The following is a 19,043-nucleotide window of genomic DNA, read 5'->3' as shown; positions in this document are numbered from 1 at the left end:
CGGAACGCTTTGCGAGATTAAGGCCGAAGGGTCGGAGCTTTCTGCCTACATTCAAAAAGCGTGCCCACCGTCCTTGGGTGGGACGGCGGGCACGCTTGCTTAGCTGTTGCTGGGGCTACTTAGCCTTGCTGCGACGATGGAAGAAAGCGCCGATCGCGGCGATGATGGCGCCAAGACCACCGACGGTCGCGACGGTCGCCGCCGTCTGGTCTCCGGTATTGGGAATCGCCGAACCGTTCTTCTTGCTGCCCTGGGCCTTGTCGCCTGCGGGCTTGCCCGCCTGGTTGCCGCCGTTCGAGCCATTGCCGGAACCCTGGTTGCCCGAGCCGCCCTGGTTGCCGGAATCGGCATCCTTGAGGCTCTCAATGGCCAGCTTGAGCTGGCTATAGGCCGCCTGGATCTGGGTGTCGGAAGCATTCTCATCACCCAAGACGTCCTCGGCGTAGGTAATGGCATCCGTCAGGGCCTTGACAGACTCGGCCGTCTTGCCCCTGGTGTCAGTCTCCTTCGCCTGCTTGACCAGGGCCTTGAGCTGCTTCTTAGTCGGATTCTCGACCGGGACCACCGGGGTCTTCTCGAGCGCGTCGCGGGCGCTCTCGAGCGCCCTGAGCGCCTGGTCGACCTCGTCCTGCGTGGCATCCTCGTCGCTCAAGATGGCGCGGGCGCTCGCCAGGGCGTTCTCGAGCGCCGTCCAGGAGGCCTCGGTGTAGTCGCCGGCCTTGAGGTCGCCGGCGGCAAGCTCGGCATCAACCTTTTCGATCGCGGCAGTGAGATCATCCTTCGCCACCGGATCGGGGACGGCCGTACCGTAGAACTTGAGCTCCGCCATGCTGCAGTAGGCATCAACGTCGCCCCCGCCGGCGTGAATCACCTTGACGGTCACGTAGCGACCGCGCGCGGCGCCAAAGCTCATCTGTTTCCAGTCGCCACGGTCGGTGAGCACGCGGCCATCGTTGTCGAAGGCGAACGTACCCATCGACGCGGCGGTGCCCTTCTCATAACCGTCGGCAGTGTCGGAGACCAGTATCTCGGCCTCGAAGATATCGCCGTTAGTGCCGCCGTCCTGGCGCGGCAGGAATGTAACGTCGGTGAGATCGTAGTCGCGGCCCAGGTCGACACTCAGATACTGGGGCATACCGGTCCCATGGGCCCAGTCGCTGTGCCAAAGCGTCCGCTCGTCGCCGTCGAGAGCGTTGACGGCGTTGCTGCCCTCGTAGTCGGCCTCACTCGAGAAGCCGGCCACCTTGACGTTCTTGCGGTTCTCGGGCGTGTTGATGAGAATCTTCTCATCAACAGGGCGCATCTTGAGGCCGTCGATTGCCTTCTCGATCTTGGCTGTGGCGTCTGCGACATCCTTCTTGCTATAGCTGCCCTGGCCGCTGTCGAGGAGCTTCTGAGCCGCCTCGACCGCAGTGGTGAGAGCTGCATAGGAATCCTTGGTGTAGACGGACTCGCTGTAGCCCGCGGCCTTGGAAAGCGCTGCTACGAGCGCAGAGGTATCGACACCAGCCTTGACCTCGACCTCATAGGATGCGGTCTTGGAGGGGTCGAGTACCGACGCCACCGTGATCTTTGCCTTGCCGGCCTTGTTGGCACGCAGGTAGTAGCTCACGCTATCGCCAGCCTGAACAGCGGAGACGCTTACCACAGAGGGGTCGGAGCTCTCGACCGTCACATAGGGGTAGCCAGCGCTCTCAGGCGTAGCCTTGGCGTCGACGGGCGTAATGTCGCCTTCAAAGAACTCGGTCTGGTTCTTGCCTAGCTCGACACCCTCGATGGCCTCGACACCCTGCGTGTAGTTGAAGTTGACCTCACGCAGTGTGAGCATCTGGTCACCCGATGCCTCAAGCGGCGTGACCTCGACCTTGGTCGCCTTCTTGCCCTTGTTCTCGGCAGAGAGGTCAAAGGCGTAGCGAGCCAGGAAGGAATCGTACTCCCCGCCCGCGAACTCTTGGGTCGAGCCATCCTCGAACGTCACGACAGCCTTGATCTTCTGCACGGTTCCGTTGCCACCGTTGCGGTTAACGACCTCGACACTATCGAGTTTCGACGGCGTCTTAAATGCGAATGTCATCGTGGTGGGAAGCTTCACGTAACTCGGAAGCTTACCCTCGCTGTCCCAGTTGCCGCTCCAGTTCCATAGGAACTCAAAGCCGTTGTCGCCCTCGTTATTATCGAACAGCGCGTTATAGCTCTTCTGCTGGATAAGTTTCTCGACGTTGGTCCCGTCGTCGGTCGTGAGCTCATCGTTGGTCATCGTGATGTTGAAGGCGTCCTGACCGTACTCGGCGACCGTTGGCTGAGGAACATCCGGCATCGTCACCGTGCCGTCGCTCGCAAACTCAAGTGCGTCGCATGCCGGACCGATGAGCCAAGATGTCGAGGGCAGTTCGACCTTGCCGGCGGTCTTGGCCTTGAGCTTGAAACTCGCCACCGCGCCGGTACCGTTGTAGAGCTTGCCATCGCCGCGGTTGGCAAAGGCGAGATTGATAGTCTGCGTTCTGTCCGCGAACTGGACCTTCTCGCGAGACAGGTTCTCCATGCCGGCAGTCGAGCCGTCCTGCGCGATGCTCTCGGACACAAACTCGAACTGGTCGCTCTTGAAGTTGACGAGAGCGCCCAGGGCGTTGACGTTCTTGGCGTCGGCCGCATAGACATCAACGGTGATCTCATCACCGGCCTCGACCTCGGTCTTGCTCGGAATCACCGCGAGCGAACCTGCGACCTTTCCCTTTTGTTTAGTGCCGCCGTCAAGACCCGCCATGGTGAACGAGTAATCGTAGACGTCGTAAACGCCGTTATCGTTGAGGTCGGCGAAGTGGTCGCGGATCTGCGAACCGAACGTCGGGGTATCGGGCTCGCGATTCTCGAGGCCCAGATAGTTCTTCATGTTGGAGTAGTCTCCGTCGGAGATCGTGGCCTTGTTGAGGTTGGAGCCCACGGCGAAGCCATCCGTGCCGTCGGTCTTGTAGATGGCAATCTCGGACGCGGAGAAGAAATTGCCGACCGAGGCGAGCGGTGTCATGCGCACGTAACGGGCGGCCACGGTGCCGTCAAACGCTACCGTCTTACAATCAGCGGAACGTGCCCAATCGACCTCCTGGCTCGTCCAGTGGACGCCATCGAGACTCGTCTCAACACGCATCTTGGTCACAGTGCCGTTGCCGGCGTCATCGCGCGGATAGTACTCGAGCTTATCGAGCTTGTAAGCGCGTCCATAGTCAACGGTAAGCGCCTTGCCCAGATCGTTGCCACCGGAGTGGAAACCGCCGTCGCCCGACTGGAACTCATGGTCGAAGGCGAGCTCGGCCTTATGGCTGCCGTAAAGTGAGCCCTCCCAGGTGATTTGCTCGGCGTCGGGGACGTTCCGCCACGGATCGAGTGCGGAGTTCGCCTCGAGCACATCGCTCCAGGCGGAGTAGCCCTCGGCGTTGCGCGAACGAATCTGGTAGGTGTGCTTGCTATTGTAGGCGAGGTCGGTGTGCGTGAACTCGGCCGCATCACCCACGGCGAACACGGTGCCGTCGACCTTAAGGTCGTAGGAGGTAGCACCATCGACCTTTCCCCAGGTGAGCTTGATGCTCGTTGGGGTCGTGACGTCCTCGGGGGCAGCAAGGTTCGTGGGTGCGGAGAGGCTCTCGTTGAGGCGATCGGCTGTGAGCGTGGCGTCGGCGTTCACGAAACCGCCCAGCTCGAGCGTCTGCGCCGCCGCAGCAACATCGGTCTTCGCGAACTTGACGTAGACCTTGGGGTTCGTGGTGATCTTGGTGTTGTTAAAGCTCTCGCCCCGCTCGGCCTCGGTGCCGTCCACATCGCTGCCGTAGTGGTTGAGGTTAGGGGTCTCGCTGTAGAAGTAGACCGCCTGGCCGGCCTCGGGGGTCGCGGTGTCAAAGGTCTCCTGCGAGTCGACCTCAACCACGTTGAGCGCGGATCCGCCGTTCTTGGCGACGACGCTCATGGGCTTGGCGGACACGTTGGCCACGAAGGTCGTGGTGCGATTGGAGTCGTAGCCGTTGTAGCCACCCTGCGAGGCTTCGGCGGTAAAGGTCGCGGTGCCGCCTGCGGCCTTGGATCTGTAGACGGTGCTCACATGCTCACCGTAGGAGATATTGTCGATCGTACCGTAGGAATCGTCCTCAGTCGTGTTGTTCTCGATGGAGGAGCCGTCGTCCTCGTACTGCGTAAAGGTGCCGTCGCCCTCGGTGGCGAAGAACTCGACGATACGCTGGCTGCGGTCGGTACCCTTGGTGTTGGTGTCGCTCACGGCCTCGGGGTTGTTGTTCTCGGCGTACATCGGCACGATAGCGTTGGCCTTCACAAACAGCGGCAGCTTCCAAAGCGGAGCCTCGTAGTTGTTGAGAACCTGGCCGCCGCGATACTGCTTACCCGAGAAGTAATCGATCCAGATGGTGGGATTCTCGTCGGTGCCGTAGTTGGGGAGGTAAATCCCATTGCGAATGTCGTTGCCGTTCTCGTCTGCCTGGGTATCCTGATACACCGGTGCCACTAGGAAGTTCTCACCGAACATATACTGGTACTGCGTCGAGGTGCTTGCGGCGTACTCGGAGTTATCGGAAAGCAGCATGGCGCGGATCATGGGCAGGCCGGCATCGCCGTTACCCGTGTCGATGTTGGCCGCCGAGGCCGCGCTCGTGTAGATATAGGGCATGAGCTGCGCCTTGAGCTTGAGGTAGAAGCGCGAGATGCCTGTGTAGGGATCGCCGTGCGTCATGGGCGATTTACGGTAGGTGCCCCAACCGTCCATGTCGAGCATAGAGGGCGTGAACGTCTTCCACTGGTAGTCACGCGCAGAGATGATGGGGTCGCCGCCAAAAATGCCATCCATGTCGGAGCCGATGTTGGGGTTGCCCGAAAGACTCTGACCGATATACGTGGGGATATGGAAGCGAATGTACTCCCAGTTACCGCCATACTGGTCGCCGGTCCAAATGCCACCAAAGCGCTGCGTGCCGGCCCAACCATCGAGCGTGATGATGTTGGGGCGCTTGTTAGCGCCGGTCGTCACCGTGTCATAAGCTGTCTTGATGCCATTAAGACCAAAGGAGTAGCCAGATCCAACCCAGGCAACGTCGGTCTTAAGGGTAGTGATGCCTCCCGTCTTGACCTCGGCGTCGAAGTCGCGAAGCAGATGCCACGGGGTCTCAGGGTTGCTGTCGGGCTCAAGGTTGGACTGGGTCCACAAGCCCGTGCTCACACCCTTTGAGTTGGCATACTCGGTGAACTTCTTAAGGTTGTCGACGTTGGCACGCACAGCGTTAAGACGGTCGGCCGAGCTCGCTCCGTCGGAGTTGACGCCGCCGGTCTTGTAGTAACCGTTCTGGCCATAGCCGGCGCCGTAGCCGTCGTTCGGCAGGAACCAGCCGAGCGGCATGTCGCTGTCCTCGTAGTCATCGATAACCTGCCGAGCAGAGAACTGGCGGTCGAAATCGGTCGCTTTCATGTTCTCGGTATCAACCGTAGGGCCCTCACCGTTGAGCGTCTCGGCCGCAAGTGTGCCGTCGAGCTTGTAGCCCGTCGACATGCCAGACTCGTACTTAACGTCGCCCTTCTCGCTCGAGGACTTGCTGCCCTTGGTCTCCCACTTCTTTTGACCCGAGGTCGTTGACCAGCCATCACGGTTATAGGCATTAAGATGACCAAGGTAGAACCCGTACTCGGGCAGCAGTACCGGGTTACCGGTCACCTTGTAGTAGTCCTGCAGCATCTCAGTTGCCACGTTCGAAGCTCCCTCGTTGGTCGCCACGAAGTAGTAGGCATCAAACTCATTCTCGCTGTGCAAAGTCGTGACCGTCGATGAGTCCGTGGAACCGAAGTCGTAGGAACCCTCTGCAAACGTGTTTCGGAGCACGCCGTAGCCGTCACTCGTCCAATAAAACGGGTTGGGCGAGGCAACGCCGCCATCGGTCCAGTTGTTCGTGTTGGAGATGGCGATGGTCTGGTTGGTGTGCAGGAAGCGTCCGTTCTGGGTGCCGCCGCCGAAGAAGTTCTCGGACTTCTCCTTGGCGAGCGTCTGGACGGTACCCTTCTTATCAAGGTCGAGGGACGCGGACTCGGAAACCACGACACGGTCGCCTGACTTGATACTCATCTTGCCAGTCGCCTTGTCCAGGATCACGGTCGCCTTTCCGCCGGTGATCTCGATAGTGTCGCCCTTGTCGGCAACCGTCGCACTCGGCTTGCTGTAGGTGTCCGAGGTATCGGGCTGAGCCTGGATCTTAGCCGTGTGGGACTTACTGCGCGGCGTGGCGTACTCGGAAAACTCACCCTTGGGGTCGACGTTATAACGGAAAATACCGTCCTCGAGGAACGTAATACGGCCCTTGATGCCGTCAGCGAAATCGATGTCGACGACATTCGAGGCAGACTGGGACACGGTCGCTGAGTCGACGCCCTTGAGTGGCGTGGCAATCGCCTGTTGGGGATTGGCAAACACGAGCGTCGCTGCAGTGGCAACGAGGACCGCGCTTCCCTTCACCCACCGTTTCGTAAAAATGGAATTCCTGCGCACCTGGTCTCCTTTCTTCCGAGATGCTGAGGTGCCGAGGACGCCCCCCGGCAGCATGGGAAAACGTATCAAACGGGGATGTTCGGTACATTCCGCACAATGGGGCCACCCGTTACCAAGGGGCCAACTGGTAGTAACCAGATAGCCACCTACTAGGTCATATCAATATATGGGAGCACTTGCGCAACCAAGTTCGGAAGTCCACCAGCGGCAGTAAAATGAGCGTCAACGGCAAGGTGGGCTTAATAAGCCATACCAATTGGTTCTTCAGTCAAATACCAATCTAGCAAAAATGTACTGTTTATCTGGTATTACACAGACCATACCTTTCCCTCGGGAACTGGGCTTCGCGAAGTTTCCCGAGGGAAAGGCTCAGCCGCCACCCTGCGACCTACCGGGGATTGCCATGACGTACGTTGGCTGATTTGGTTTGGATAAAAAGGTTGACGGGGAGTGATGGGCGGTTAGTTCAGATACGTATAATTTGGCCGTGACCTTGGGCACGAAATTGCCGCTTGGAAGCCGACGTGGACCCAGTATTGGGCCGTTCCCGGCTTGGCTGAGCATCTTGATCGATTCAGATTGCCAAAAGTAGGCCGAATGAGTCCAAATCGATCTTCTCCTACTCTCTAATAAATACGAATTTGAACTAACTGTCCAGAGGCGTCCTCGACTAACAGCAAAAAGGCCTCCATACAAAGAGTGGGCCCTGCCGCTCGAACGAACGGCAGGGCCCACTCTCATTTTCTATTTAGCCTTAGTCATCGCACAAAGCCCCTTCGGCAGCACACGGTGCACCCAAGTCACCGAAGGCCGGGGCGGAGGGGGCCGAGCTTCCCACTGAGCGACTCTGCTTGCAGCCGGAGCGAAGGGGGAACTCGGCCCCCTCCGCCCCGGCCGGACAGGTCACACTACACCGTGTGCTGCGGCAGGTCCTGAAGGGCGATGACGTCCATTCCCATGTCGTTGGCGCTGCCGTGACCCTGCTGGTCCTCGCGCACCGCCTCGATGGCACTCACGTACGTGTTGGCGGCAGACATCGCGGTCACGCAAGTCACGCCGCGGCGCACGGCCTCGGTACGTAGCAGGTAGCCATCGCCACGCGAGCCCGGACCGTACGGCGTGTTGATGATCACCGCGATCTTGCCATCGGCGATCAGGTCACCGATGTTGGGGCACTCGCCGTCGTGCGGGCCGCTGATCTTTTCCACGACCTCGCACGTCACGTTGCCTCCACGCAGCACGCGCGCCGTACCCTCGGTGGAGCAGATGTCAAAGCCCAGGTAACGCAGGATACGCGCGACCGAAAGGATATGGCGCTTGTCGCGGTCGCACACACTGATGAATACCTTGCCGGCGCTCGGGTCGGGCAGCTTGTAGTCGATCGCCAGCTGCGTCTTGGCGTATGCCTCGGGATAGCTCTTGGCGATGCCCATGACCTCACCCGTCGACTTCATCTCGGGCCCCAGGATAACGTCGGCGCCCGGGAAACGGCCCCAGGGCATAACGGCTTCCTTCATGCAGAACCAGTCCAGCTGACGTTCGTCGCTCGGCAGGCCCAAGCTCGCGATGGAATCGCCTGCCATGATGCGCGCCGCGCATTTGGCCAGCGGCACACCGGTGGCCTTGGAGATAAACGGCACGGTACGGCTGGCGCGCGGGTTGGCCTCGATCACGTAGACGGTCTCGCCCTTGATGGCATATTGCACGTTGACCAGACCGCGGACTCCCAGCGCCATCGCGATGCGGCGCGTGGTCTCGCGGAGCTTCGCCTGCAGGCTCTCGCTAAAGCTAAACGGAGGGATGCAGGTCGCGGAGTCGCCGGAGTGAATACCGGCTTCCTCGATATGCTCCAGGATGCCGCCGATGTATACCTCTTCGCCATCGCACAGGGCGTCGACATCGGACTCGATTGCGCCCTCCAGGAAGCGGTCCAGATACACCGGGTAGTCGGGGCTGATGCGCGCAGCCTCTGCCATGTAATCGCGCAGATGCTCGGCATCGTAGGCGATCATCATGCCGCGGCCGCCCAGCACGTAGCTCGGACGCACCAGCAGCGGGTAGCCGATGTGCGCGGCCACGGCCTCGGCCTCCTCAAACGAGGTGGCCTGACCCGCCGGCGGGTACATAATGCCCAGTTTGTCGAGCAGGGCGGCAAAGCGCTCGCGGTCCTCGGCAAAATCGATGGCGTCGGGCTTGGTACCCATAATGTTGACGCCGCTCTCCTCGAGCATGCGCGCCAGCTTAAGCGGGGTCTGGCCGCCGAGCGTCACCACGACGCCGTCGGGGCGCTCGACATCGATAACGTCCATGACGTCCTCGTAGGTGAGCGGCTCAAAGTACAGACGGTCGGACGTGTCATAGTCGGTCGAGACGGTCTCGGGATTGCAGTTGACCATGATGGTCTCGAAGCCGCGAGCCGCCAGCGCGTAGCTCGCGTGCACGCAGCAGTAATCGAACTCGATACCCTGGCCAATGCGGTTGGGGCCGGCGCCCAGGATCATCGCCTTGGGCTTGTCCGCCGGCGTGGTCTCGTCGGGAGCCACGCACTTCTTGGCATCCGGGCTCGTGCGGTAGATGTTCTCGTACGTCTTGTAGTGGTACTCCGTGGCGATCGAGAACTCGGCCGCGCAGGTATCGACCGTCTTCATGCTGGGAACCACGCCCAGGCCCTTGCGGTAAGCGCGCACAAAGCGCTCATCGGAGCCGGTCAGCGCGGCAATCTCGGCGTCGCTCGTGCCGTACTGCTTGAGCAGGCGCATCGCGTCGGCGTCGATATCCTCCACGCGCAGGCCGCGGATGCTCTCCTGGACCTGCACCATGTCGTTGATACGGTTGAGGTACCACGGATCGATACCGCAGATGGCATGGATGCGGGCGATGTCCCAGCCACGGCGCAGGGCCTCGACCACAAAGAAGATGCGGTGCTCGGTCGGGGTTGCCACGGCCTGAGCGAGCTCGTCGTCGCTCAGCTTGTCGGCACCCTCCTTGCCACCGGCGCAAATGCCCTGATGTCCGTCCTCCAGCGAGCGCATGGCCTTGCCAAAGGCCTCCTCAAAGGTGCGGCCGATCGCCATGATCTCGCCCACGGCCTTCATGCGCGTGGTGAGCGTGGGGTCGGTACCCTTGAACTTCTCGAAGGCAAAGCGCGGCACCTTGACCACGCAGTAGTCAATCGTGGGCTCAAAGCAGGCGGGCGTTGCCTTGGTGATGTCGTTGACGATTTCGTCGAGCGTATAGCCAACGGCCAGGCGCGCGGCGGCCTTGGCGATGGGGAAACCCGTGGCCTTGGAGGCCAGTGCGGACGAGCGGCTCACGCGCGGGTTCATCTCGATGACGATCAGACGGCCGGTCTGGGGGTTCACGGCAAACTGCACGTTGGAGCCGCCGGTCTCGACGCCGATCTTTTCCAAGATGGCGAGCGAGGCGACACGCATGCGCTGATACTCAAGGTCGGAGAGGGTCTGCGCCGGTGCCACCGTGATGGAGTCGCCGGTATGCACGCCCATGGGATCGAGGTTCTCGATGGAGCACACGATGATGCCGTTGCCGGCGTGGTCGCGCATGACCTCCATCTCGTACTCTTTCCAGCCCTCGATGGACTCCTCGACCAGCACCTCGTGGGCAGGCGAGAGCTCCAGGCCCTGGCTCACGATGGAGACAAGCTCCTCGTGGGTGTGAGCGATGCCGCCGCCGGCGCCGCCGAGGGTAAAGCTCGGGCGCAGTACACAGGGATAGCCTACGCGCTCGGCGATAGCCTCGGCGTCGGCGACGCTGTAGGCGTAGCCCGAGCGCGCGACCTCCAGGCCAATCTCAGCCATGGCCTCGTTAAAGAGCTTACGGTCCTCGCCGCGCTCGATGGCGGCCAGGTCGCAGCCGATCATCTCGACGCCGTACTTGTCGAGCGTACCGTCTTTCGCCAGCTCGACGGCGGCGTTCAGACCAGTCTGGCCGCCCAGCGTGGGCAGCAGCGCGTCCGGGCGCTCTTTCTTGATTACGCGCTCGATAAACTCGGCGGTGATGGGCTCGACATAGGTGCGGTCGGCAAGACCCGGGTCGGTCATGATGGTCGCCGGATTGGAGTTGACCAGGATGACCTCAAAGCCATCCTCCTTGAGCACCTTGCAGGCCTGGGCGCCGGAGTAGTCGAACTCGCAGGCCTGTCCAATAACGATGGGGCCCGAACCAATAACGAGGATACGCTTGATGTCAGTACGTTTCGGCATGTTAGTTCTCCTCGGTCGCAGCGTTCTCGAACTCGGCGAAATTCCAGCCGGCGAGGCGGTCCTTCGCGGTGTCGATGTCCAGGTAGTTCTCCTCGCCGTCCATGAGTCGCGTAAAGGCGGTAAAGAGATAGTGGGCATCGGTGGGGCCGGGCGAGGCCTCGGGGTGGTACTGGACCGAGAAACACGGGGCGTCGAGCAGCTGGATGCCCTCGGCGGTGCCGTCGTTGAGGTTCACATGTGTCAGGCGAATGCGGCCGAAGCGCTCGTTCATCACAACCGGCGCGATGCCGCGGCGCACCCAGACGCGCAGGTCACCGTCGGCCGCATGCTCGGTTTCGCCGCCGGAAAGCTCCGGAATCAGTTTGCCCAGACTGGGGAACAGCAGGCCAAAGCCGTGGTTTTGCGCGGTGATCTCCACGCGACGGCTCACCAGATTCATAACCGGCTGGTTACCGCCACGGTGACCGAATTTAAGCTTTTCCATTTGGGCGCCGCAGGCCAGGCTGATCATCTGGTGACCAAGACAAATACCAAAGATCGGCACCTTGCCGATCAGCTGCTGTACCTGCTCGTAGGTCTCCACCACGGCGTCGGGGTCGCCGGGGCCGTTGGACAAAAAGACGCCATCGGGATTCATCTCGAGCACCTGCTGGGCGGGCGTATCCCACGGCACGATGGTGAGGTCGCAGCCGGCGCGGACCAGCCCCTCCAGAATGCCGCGCTTCACACCGCAGTCGTAGGCGACCACTTTGTGACGGGCAGGAGCGGCAGCCGCAAGCGCAAAGTCATGCGTGGCAGGCAGGTCGGCGGCCGCAAACTCGTGAGGCGCGGGGCAACTTACGGTCTTGACCAGGTTCTCGCCTACCAGCGTGGGCGCTGCGGCCAGACGCTCGGCAAGCTCGTCGACGTCGAAGATCTCGGTCGAGATAATGCCCATCTTGGAACCATTGTCGCGCAGATGGCGCACCAGAGCGCGGGTGTCGACACCCTCGATAGCGACGATGCCGTGAGCGCGCAGGTACTCCGGCACGCTGACGGCCGAGCGCCAGTTAGAAGGCGTGGCGCACATGTCGCGAACGATCATGCCGCGCATAGCCGGAGCGCTCGCAGGGCGCACGGCGTCGCCGGGGAAGGCCGACTGGACATCGGTCTCGTCGATACCGTAATTGCCGATCTGCGGATAGGTCATGGTTACAATTTGGCCGGCATAACTCGGGTCGGTCATGACCTCAAAGTAGCCCTCAAGCGAGGTGTTGAAGCAGACTTCGCCGGTCGCGGTGCCCTCGGCACCGCATGCACGGCCATAAAAAATGGCCCCATCCTCAAGGTACAGGATGCAGGGACCGCAGGCGCCCTTGCTGGTTTTGGCCAGCATGCGCTGGCAAAGCTCGCTGGGCGCGAAGGTGCGGGCGGCAGCGCCCGCAGTATGGTTGTTCGCCATAATTCTCCTTCCCGGTCTCTCCGGACCGGCTTAAAGGTTGGTAGTTAGGCCTTGCGGTATTGTAACCGCAAGCATGCGCCATAGCGTTAATTTCATCGAAATGTTTACGAAATGATAATTATGACTTTCTATGCATAATGATTTTTCTGGGACGGGGATTAAAAAATCATTCTGTCATGCATGCAGTTGGCGAGTAGTCAATTTGGGACGGGGCTATTTTAGCTACCCACGCCGTCGACCAACCTAACCGGTGTGCCACCGGCCGTGGTAGCTAAAATAGCCCCGTCCCAAATTGACTACTCAGCGACAAAGCCCCGCTCTCAGAATGATTTTTTAATCCCCGTCCCAGAAAAATCATCCCGCGCGGGCACTTGGCTCACGCGGGATGACGGCGTCTTATTTATCCTGCTCCAGCAAATCGGACGGTGTGCGGTCGGGCTTGACGCCGCGGAAGATCTCGCGACCGTGCAGGCGATGCTCCAAGTCGCGCTCGGCCTTTTCTTCCGTGATCTTGGTCTGGCTTACCGCCGGGTCCTCGATAAGCGACGAAACCGAGTTCACTTGCTTTTGGATGCGCTCGGCAATCGTGTCGTCCATGCTCACGATGCGCATCTTCCAGTCGATGCTCGTGGCATTTGACGAGCTCTTGGTCCACACGAACGTCAGAATGGCGCTCTGATGGCCCTGTGCGGGAAACATGCCAAAGAAAGAGTCGTGCTGGATCTTGCTGTCCCCGTCGATATAGGCGTGCACGTTATACACCACGCGGTCGATCTTATCGTTGAGCAACGCGTTGGTCGCAAGCGCCGCAGCCTGAATCTGCCCGTTGGACAGCAGCTCGAGCTCGTTGGCAGACGATGTGTCCAACACCGTCACCTCGACCGTGCCCGTACGCTCATCGGCCTCATCGACGGTAAAGTCGAGCGGGAACTGCGTAAAGCCGTTACCCCACTCAAGGCCGCCCTTCAGTGCCGTGGAAACGGTATCCACCGAAACGCTCTCGGACAGGTTAGCAGTGTTCAGGCGGCGCATCACGCCGTAGCCAATCTGCATGCCCACGATTAACACCAGAATGCCGACAACTACGGCCACGGCGGTCTTCGTGATGGTATGGCTCACCTGCGAGCCCGAAGGGTCGTCCTCGGACAGCGGGTCGATCTGCTTTGTCTGGCTTACGCGATCTTCGCTGCGAAGCTGCGCCAGCGCCGCCTTGTCGCCGCGCTTGGCCGCAGCCTCTTTTTCGCGCATGCGCTCGGTGCGCTTTTTGGCAAGCGTCGGATCCAAAACGCCGGATGCATCGATCTCGGAGAATAACTCCGTCACTTCTTCCGGAGTCAAAGGGTTCTTCTCAGCCATATACTTCCTGTCATATCAATCAGTCGAGCTCGTGCGCACGCGCACCTTCGAACTGCATTCGATAGTAACGGGCATAGGTGCCGCCACGGGCGAGAAGCTGCTCGTGCGTACCACGTTCCACAACGCGACCATGCTCGACGGTCGCAATCTCGTCGGCATGCTTAATGGTCGAGAGACGGTGGGCGATGACGATCGTGGTGCGGCCGCGCGCCAGGCGCTCAAGCGACTCCTGCACCGCTTCCTCGCTCTCGTTATCCAGAGCGCTCGTCGCCTCGTCCAGGATCAGGATCTTGGGGTTCTTGAGAAATACACGCGCAATGGCTACGCGCTGCTTCTGGCCGCCCGAAAGACGGCTGCCGCGCTCGCCCACGACCGTGTCGTAGCCCTGCGGCAGCGACTCAATGAAGGCATCGATATTGGCGCGGCGGGCGGCCGCGGCGACTTCTTCTGCCGTGGCGCCCGGCTTGCCGTAGGCGATGTTCTCGCCAATCGTACCGTCAAACAGATAGACATCCTGCTGCACGAGGCCAATGGCGCGGCGCAGGCTCTGTTGCGTCACATCGCGCACGTCTTGGCCGTCGATACTAATGGATCCAGCAGCCACGTCATAAAAGCGCGGCAGCAGCGAACACGTTGTGGACTTGCCACCGCCCGAGGGGCCAACCAGGGCAATGGTCTGTCCGGGCTTGATGGACAGATCCATATGGTCGATCACGGGACGAGCCTCTTCGCCGCTGCTCAGCTCAACATCCTCGTAGCTAAAGCACACGTCGCGATATTCAACCGCGCCAGCCGTCACCTGCAAGTCCGCGGCATCCGGCTTGTCCTGGATATCCGGAGCGGTCGAAAGCACCTCGTCCATGCGCTTAAACCCGGCAATGGCCTTCTGATACGTCTCAGCCGAGTTCACAAGCGTCTCGAGCGGGGTGCAGAACAGCGAAATATAGAGCGCGAAGGTCGCCATATCGACCGCCTGCAGCTGTCCTTGCGCCACCAGCCAACCGCCAAGCAGCACCACAATCACGTACAGCACGCCCGAGAGCAGGCCATACGTCGCAGTGTAGACGCCCATGGCGTGATACATATTCTCCTTGGACGAAAGATAGCGGTCGTTAGAGGCACGGAACTTGAAGCGCTCAGCTTCCTCGTTCGCAAAACTCTTGACTACGCGCATGCCTGCCAGCGAATCCTGCAGCTGAGCATTAATACCGCTGATCTTTTTGCGGTTGTCGCTAAAGACCTCGCGCATGCGCATGTTCTGCCAAAACATGATGACCGCAAGCGCCGCCGTCACCACGGCCATGGCAAGTGCCAGCACCGGGGCAATAGCAAAGAGGATCACAAACGAGCCGACGATCTCGATGCCGCAGATGATAATCCACTCGGGCACATGGTGTGCCGCCTCGCAGATATCGAACAGGTCGTTGACCACGCGGCTCATCATGTCACCCGAGCTGTTGCGATCGAAGTACGCAAAGCTAAAGCGCTCGTACTGATCGAACAGGTCCTCGCGCATCCTGGACTCCATGCGCGCGCCCATCACGTGGCCCCAGTAACTCACAAAGTAACGACAGGCACAACGGATGGCATACATCAGTACCAGGCCAACCGCGATCATACCGAGCGCCTGCATGATGGCCGCCTGGCCCTGGGTAAACAGCCCACCGGTCAGATTGCGCAGGATAATGGGAAACGCCAAGTCAATGGCGGCAAGCACCAGGGCACAAACAGTATCGGCAACAAAAAGCCCCATCTGGGGCTTGTAATAAGACAAAAACCTTCTAAACATGCAGTCCTCGGGGGGGGTAAATAAGTAGCGTGAGAAATCCGGTTGAACCGTTCGGGCTGAAAACAAAGCGTCCCAACAAGCATAAAGCCGATGTTCTGGCAGCGTCAGCGAAAACGTCCCTAAGCGAGCAAGGTGCCTTGAAAGAGGAGCGACGCGTACTTCGGTACGCGAGCGACGATTGAAAGGCAGATTGCTGCTTAGGGGCGTTTGCAGCGTCGACTCGTTACGCGGTTTGGTAAAACCGCGTAACCTAGAGCTCAGAACCACCCAGGCGATGCGCGATGCTATCGCAGGCCAAGGCGCCCACGACGGTCTTGGCATCTTCGATCTTGCCATCGAGCACGGCGTCGATCAGCTCGTGCAGCGGCACGAGGTCCACGTTGACGAACTCGTCATCATCGGGGTTGGGCGCATCGAACTCGAGCTTGGTGGCCAGGTAGATATGAATGATCTCGTCGCAGAAGCCGCAGGTCGTGACAATCGACGTCAAAAAACGAATGCGACCGGCCCTAAAGCCCGTCTCCTCGTGCAGCTCGCGTTTAGCGCAATCGAGCGGATCCTCGCCCGGGTCGAGCTTGCCGGCGGGGATCTCGACCGTCACGCGGTCGATGGCGGTGCGATACTGACGCACCAGCACGATCTTGCCGCTCTCGGTAAGCGCCACGACGGCCGCCGCGCCCGGATGTCGAATCACATCGCGGGCGCTGCGGTGACCGTTGGGCAGCTCAACCTCAAGACGGTGGACGTCGAGAATCTTGCCCTTCCAGGCGCACTCCTCCGAAAGAATCTTCTCGTGCAACTCGGCATCGTGCGGGTCGTCGTCGCCCAGCACCAGCACCGGCTCGTCAGCGACCTCACCACCCGGCTCGTCCTCGGCATGTCCGTACGAGCGGCCATCTTCCTCGACGATCTGCGCGTCCACGAGTTCTTCGTTCTTCTCGTCCATCCGTCTCATCCCTCTCGGACTTTAGGCATCCCAGGCGTCGCGGCCACGCAGCGCGCGCAGACCGATGTCATGACGCAGGGTCTTGCCCTCAAAATCAATCTTCTCGCAGGCCTCGTAGGCAAGGTTGCGAGCGTTCTCGAACGTGTCGCCCAGCGCGGTCACGGCAAGCACTCGGCCACCGTTGGTCACGAGCTGACCGTCCACCACGGCGGTGCCGGCATGGTACACGATCACGTTCTCCATGGCCTCGGCGTCGGCGATGCCGGTAATGACTTTGCCCTTCTCGTAGCTGCCGGGGTAGCCCGCGCTCGTCAGGACAACAGCCACGGCCCACTCGTCACGCCAATCGAGCTCAATCTGATCAAGCTCGCAGTTGGCGCAGGCGAGCATAACCTCGACCAGGTCGTTCTTGAGGCGCGGCAGCACGACCTGCGTCTCGGGGTCGCCAAAGCGGGCGTTGAACTCCAGCACCTTGGGGCCGGCGGGGGTGAGCATAAAGCCACCGTACAGGCAGCCGCGGTAGTCGATGCCCCCGGCAGCAAGCTCGGCCACGGTCTGCTCCATGACCGCCACCATGGTGGCGTGCTCCTCGTCGGTCACGATGGGCACCGGGCTGTAAACGCCCATGCCGCCGGTGTTGGGGCCACGGTCGCCCTCGAGCGCGCGCTTGTGGTCCTGCGAGGTGGCCATGGGGCGCACGGTCTTGCCGTCGGTAAAGGCCAGCAGCGAGCACTCGGGACCAACAAGCATCTCCTCGATAACCACGGTGTTGCCGGCATCGCCAAAGGTGCCGCCAAAGCACTCGCGCACGGCCTCCTCGGCCTGCTCGAGCTCAGTCGCCACGATAACGCCCTTGCCTGCAGCCAGGCCGTCAGCCTTCACGACCAGCGGGGCACCCTGCTCACGCACGTAGGCGAGAGCCGAAGCCTCGTCAGTAAACGAGCCATAGGCGGCCGTCGGAATGCCGGCACGCTCCATGAGCTGCTTGGAGAATAGCTTGGAGCCCTCCATCTGGGCACCCTCGGCACCCGGACCAAAGCACGGGATACCCGCTGCGCGGACGGCATCGGCCACGCCCGCCACGAGCGGAGCCTCGGGGCCAATCACCACGAGTCCGCATCCGTGGCTCTGGGCAAACGCCGCCACGGCCGCAGGATCGCAGTCGTCGAGAACCACGTTCTCGCCACAGCTCGCGGTGCCGCCGTTACCCGGCGCGATGTAGAGCTTGCCGGCGCGCGGTGATGCTGCGAGCTTGGCTGCCAGAGCATGCTCGCGGCCGCCGCTGCCCAACAACAGGATGTCGATGGTTTGAGTGTCCGCCTTCAAGGGTGCCTCCTCTATGGATGAACGGCCCGCCAACCAAGCGGGCCCATTACAAGCAAATATACCCCTCAGCCGCCCATCCGGGCTGCGAAGGGGTATATCGCAATAACCAAATAACGCCGATTACTTCCAGAATCGGTTGATGATCTGCTCGCGACCGGCGCCGACGCCGATAAACGTCACGCGGGTGTGTGCCAGATCCTCAATAAACGCCACGTAGTCCTGAGCCTCCTGCGGCAGCTCATCAAAGCTGCGGCAGCCGGTGATGTCGCACTTCCAGCCCGGGAGCTCCTCGTAGATGGGCTTGGCATGCTCAAAGCGCACTTGGTGCTCGGGCACGCTCGTATAGCGCTCACCATCGACGTCATAGGCAACGCACACCTTGATGGTGTCGAAGGCCGAAAGCACGTCGAGCTTGGTCAGGGCGATATCGGTGAGACCGTTGACACGCGAGGCATAGTTGGCGATGGGACCATCGAACCAACCGCAGCGACGGCGACGGCCGGTGGTCACGCCGTACTCATAGCCTTCCTCGGTCAGCGTATGGCCGGCCTCGGACTCATAGGAAAGCTCGGTGGGCATGGGGCCCGAACCGACGCGGGTGATATAGGCCTTCATGACGCCCAGCACGCGGTCGACATTCTTCATGCCGACGCCGGAGCCGGTGATGGCGCCGCCAGCGGTGCAGTTAGAAGACGTCACGTACGGATAGGTGCCGTGGTCGATGTCGAGCAGCGTCGCCTGGGCACCCTCGAACAGCAGGCCCTTGCCCTCGTCGATCATATTGTTGAGCAGCAGGCTCGTCTCGGTGATGTAGGGGCGCAGGCGCTCGGCCATGGGCAGGTACTCATCGCAGATCTGGTCCACGGTGTAGATGGGCAGGTGGTAGATGAGCTCGAGCTCGGGGTTCACGCGGGCAAGAGCGGTCTCCAGCTTGTCGCGGAATAGCGCCTCGTCCAGCATGTCCTGCATGCGCAGGCCGATGCGGGCCATCTTGTCCTGGTAGCACGGACCGATGCCGCGCTTGGTGGTACCGATGTTCTTCTTACCGAGCTTCCGCTCAAAAGCACCATCCAGATCGATGTGGTACGGCATGATGACGTGCGCGTTGCCGCTGATCTTGAGGTTCTTGGTGGTGATGCCGTCGGCCTCGAACATGTCAATCTCCTCAAGGACAACCTTGGGGTTGACGACGCAGCCGTTACCGATCACCGACACATGGTCGGAATACATGATGCCGGAGGGCACCTGGTGCAGGCCGTACTTCTTGCCGTTGACGACGATGGTGTGGCCGGCGTTATTGCCGCCCGAATAGCGCACGACGGCATCGAAGTCGCCGGCGACCAGGTCGCAGATCTTACCCTTGCCCTCATCGCCCCACTGGGCACCGACCAAAACGGTTGACGGCATGTTTACTCCTTACATTCATGGACTGT

Annotated in this window: 8 protein-coding genes; all 8 read right to left on the bottom strand. The window is 61.1% G+C overall.

The annotated features are described in order from the left end of the window. Positions 1–115: 115 nt before the first annotated feature. Positions 116–6,496: a discoidin domain-containing protein gene (locus DW029_RS00410; protein WP_158572575.1), complete on the bottom strand. Its 6,381-nt coding sequence runs from the start codon at positions 6,494–6,496 to the stop codon at positions 116–118. 941 nt (positions 6,497–7,437) lie between these two features. Next, entirely contained in the window at positions 7,438–10,752 is a 3,315-nt protein-coding gene (gene carB, locus DW029_RS00405; RefSeq protein ID WP_118344989.1) for a carbamoyl-phosphate synthase large subunit, read from the bottom strand. Position 10,753: 1 nt separating this feature from the next. After that, entirely contained in the window at positions 10,754–12,193 is a 1,440-nt protein-coding gene (gene carA / locus DW029_RS00400) for a glutamine-hydrolyzing carbamoyl-phosphate synthase small subunit (RefSeq protein ID WP_118344988.1), read from the bottom strand. A 396-nt stretch (positions 12,194–12,589) separates the two neighbouring features. Further along, entirely contained in the window at positions 12,590–13,549 is a 960-nt protein-coding gene (locus DW029_RS00395) for a hypothetical protein (protein ID WP_118344987.1), read from the bottom strand. A 19-nt stretch (positions 13,550–13,568) separates the two neighbouring features. Next, on the bottom strand, positions 13,569–15,338 hold the full coding sequence (locus DW029_RS00390) for an ABC transporter ATP-binding protein (protein WP_118344986.1): 1,770 nt from the start codon (positions 15,336–15,338) through the stop codon (positions 13,569–13,571). A 250-nt stretch (positions 15,339–15,588) separates the two neighbouring features. Beyond that, complete coding sequence (locus DW029_RS00385) at positions 15,589–16,284, bottom strand: NUDIX domain-containing protein (RefSeq protein ID WP_197032168.1); 696 nt, start codon at positions 16,282–16,284, stop codon at positions 15,589–15,591. Positions 16,285–16,305: 21 nt separating this feature from the next. After that, positions 16,306–17,610: a phosphoribosylamine--glycine ligase gene (gene purD, locus DW029_RS00380; protein WP_118344985.1), complete on the bottom strand. Its 1,305-nt coding sequence runs from the start codon at positions 17,608–17,610 to the stop codon at positions 16,306–16,308. Positions 17,611–17,730: 120 nt separating this feature from the next. Then, positions 17,731–19,017 (bottom strand): adenylosuccinate synthase, encoded by a 1,287-nt coding sequence (locus tag DW029_RS00375; RefSeq protein ID WP_118344984.1) that lies wholly within the window; start codon positions 19,015–19,017, stop codon positions 17,731–17,733. Between the last annotated feature and the right edge of the window lie 26 nt (positions 19,018–19,043).

It is taken from the genome of Collinsella sp. AF38-3AC (genome assembly GCF_003474365.1).
GTDB lineage: Bacteria > Actinomycetota > Coriobacteriia > Coriobacteriales > Coriobacteriaceae > Collinsella.
The sequence above is the reverse complement of the archived record's forward strand: the minus strand, read 5'-3'. Positions and strand labels throughout refer to the sequence as shown.

Bases quoted from the DNA above. Each gene is read 5' to 3' on its own strand.
- carB (WP_118344989.1), bottom strand. From the start codon at position 10,752: ATGCCGAAACGTACTGACATCAAGCGTATCCTCGTTATTGGTTCGGGC.
- carA (WP_118344988.1), bottom strand. From the start codon at position 12,193: ATGGCGAACAACCATACTGCGGGCGCTGCCGCCCGCACCTTCGCGCCC.
- DW029_RS00395 (WP_118344987.1), bottom strand. From the start codon at position 13,549: ATGGCTGAGAAGAACCCTTTGACTCCGGAAGAAGTGACGGAGTTATTC.
- DW029_RS00390 (WP_118344986.1), bottom strand. From the start codon at position 15,338: ATGTTTAGAAGGTTTTTGTCTTATTACAAGCCCCAGATGGGGCTTTTT.
- DW029_RS00385 (WP_197032168.1), bottom strand. From the start codon at position 16,284: ATGGACGAGAAGAACGAAGAACTCGTGGACGCGCAGATCGTCGAGGAA.
- DW029_RS00375 (WP_118344984.1), bottom strand. From the start codon at position 19,017: ATGCCGTCAACCGTTTTGGTCGGTGCCCAGTGGGGCGATGAGGGCAAG.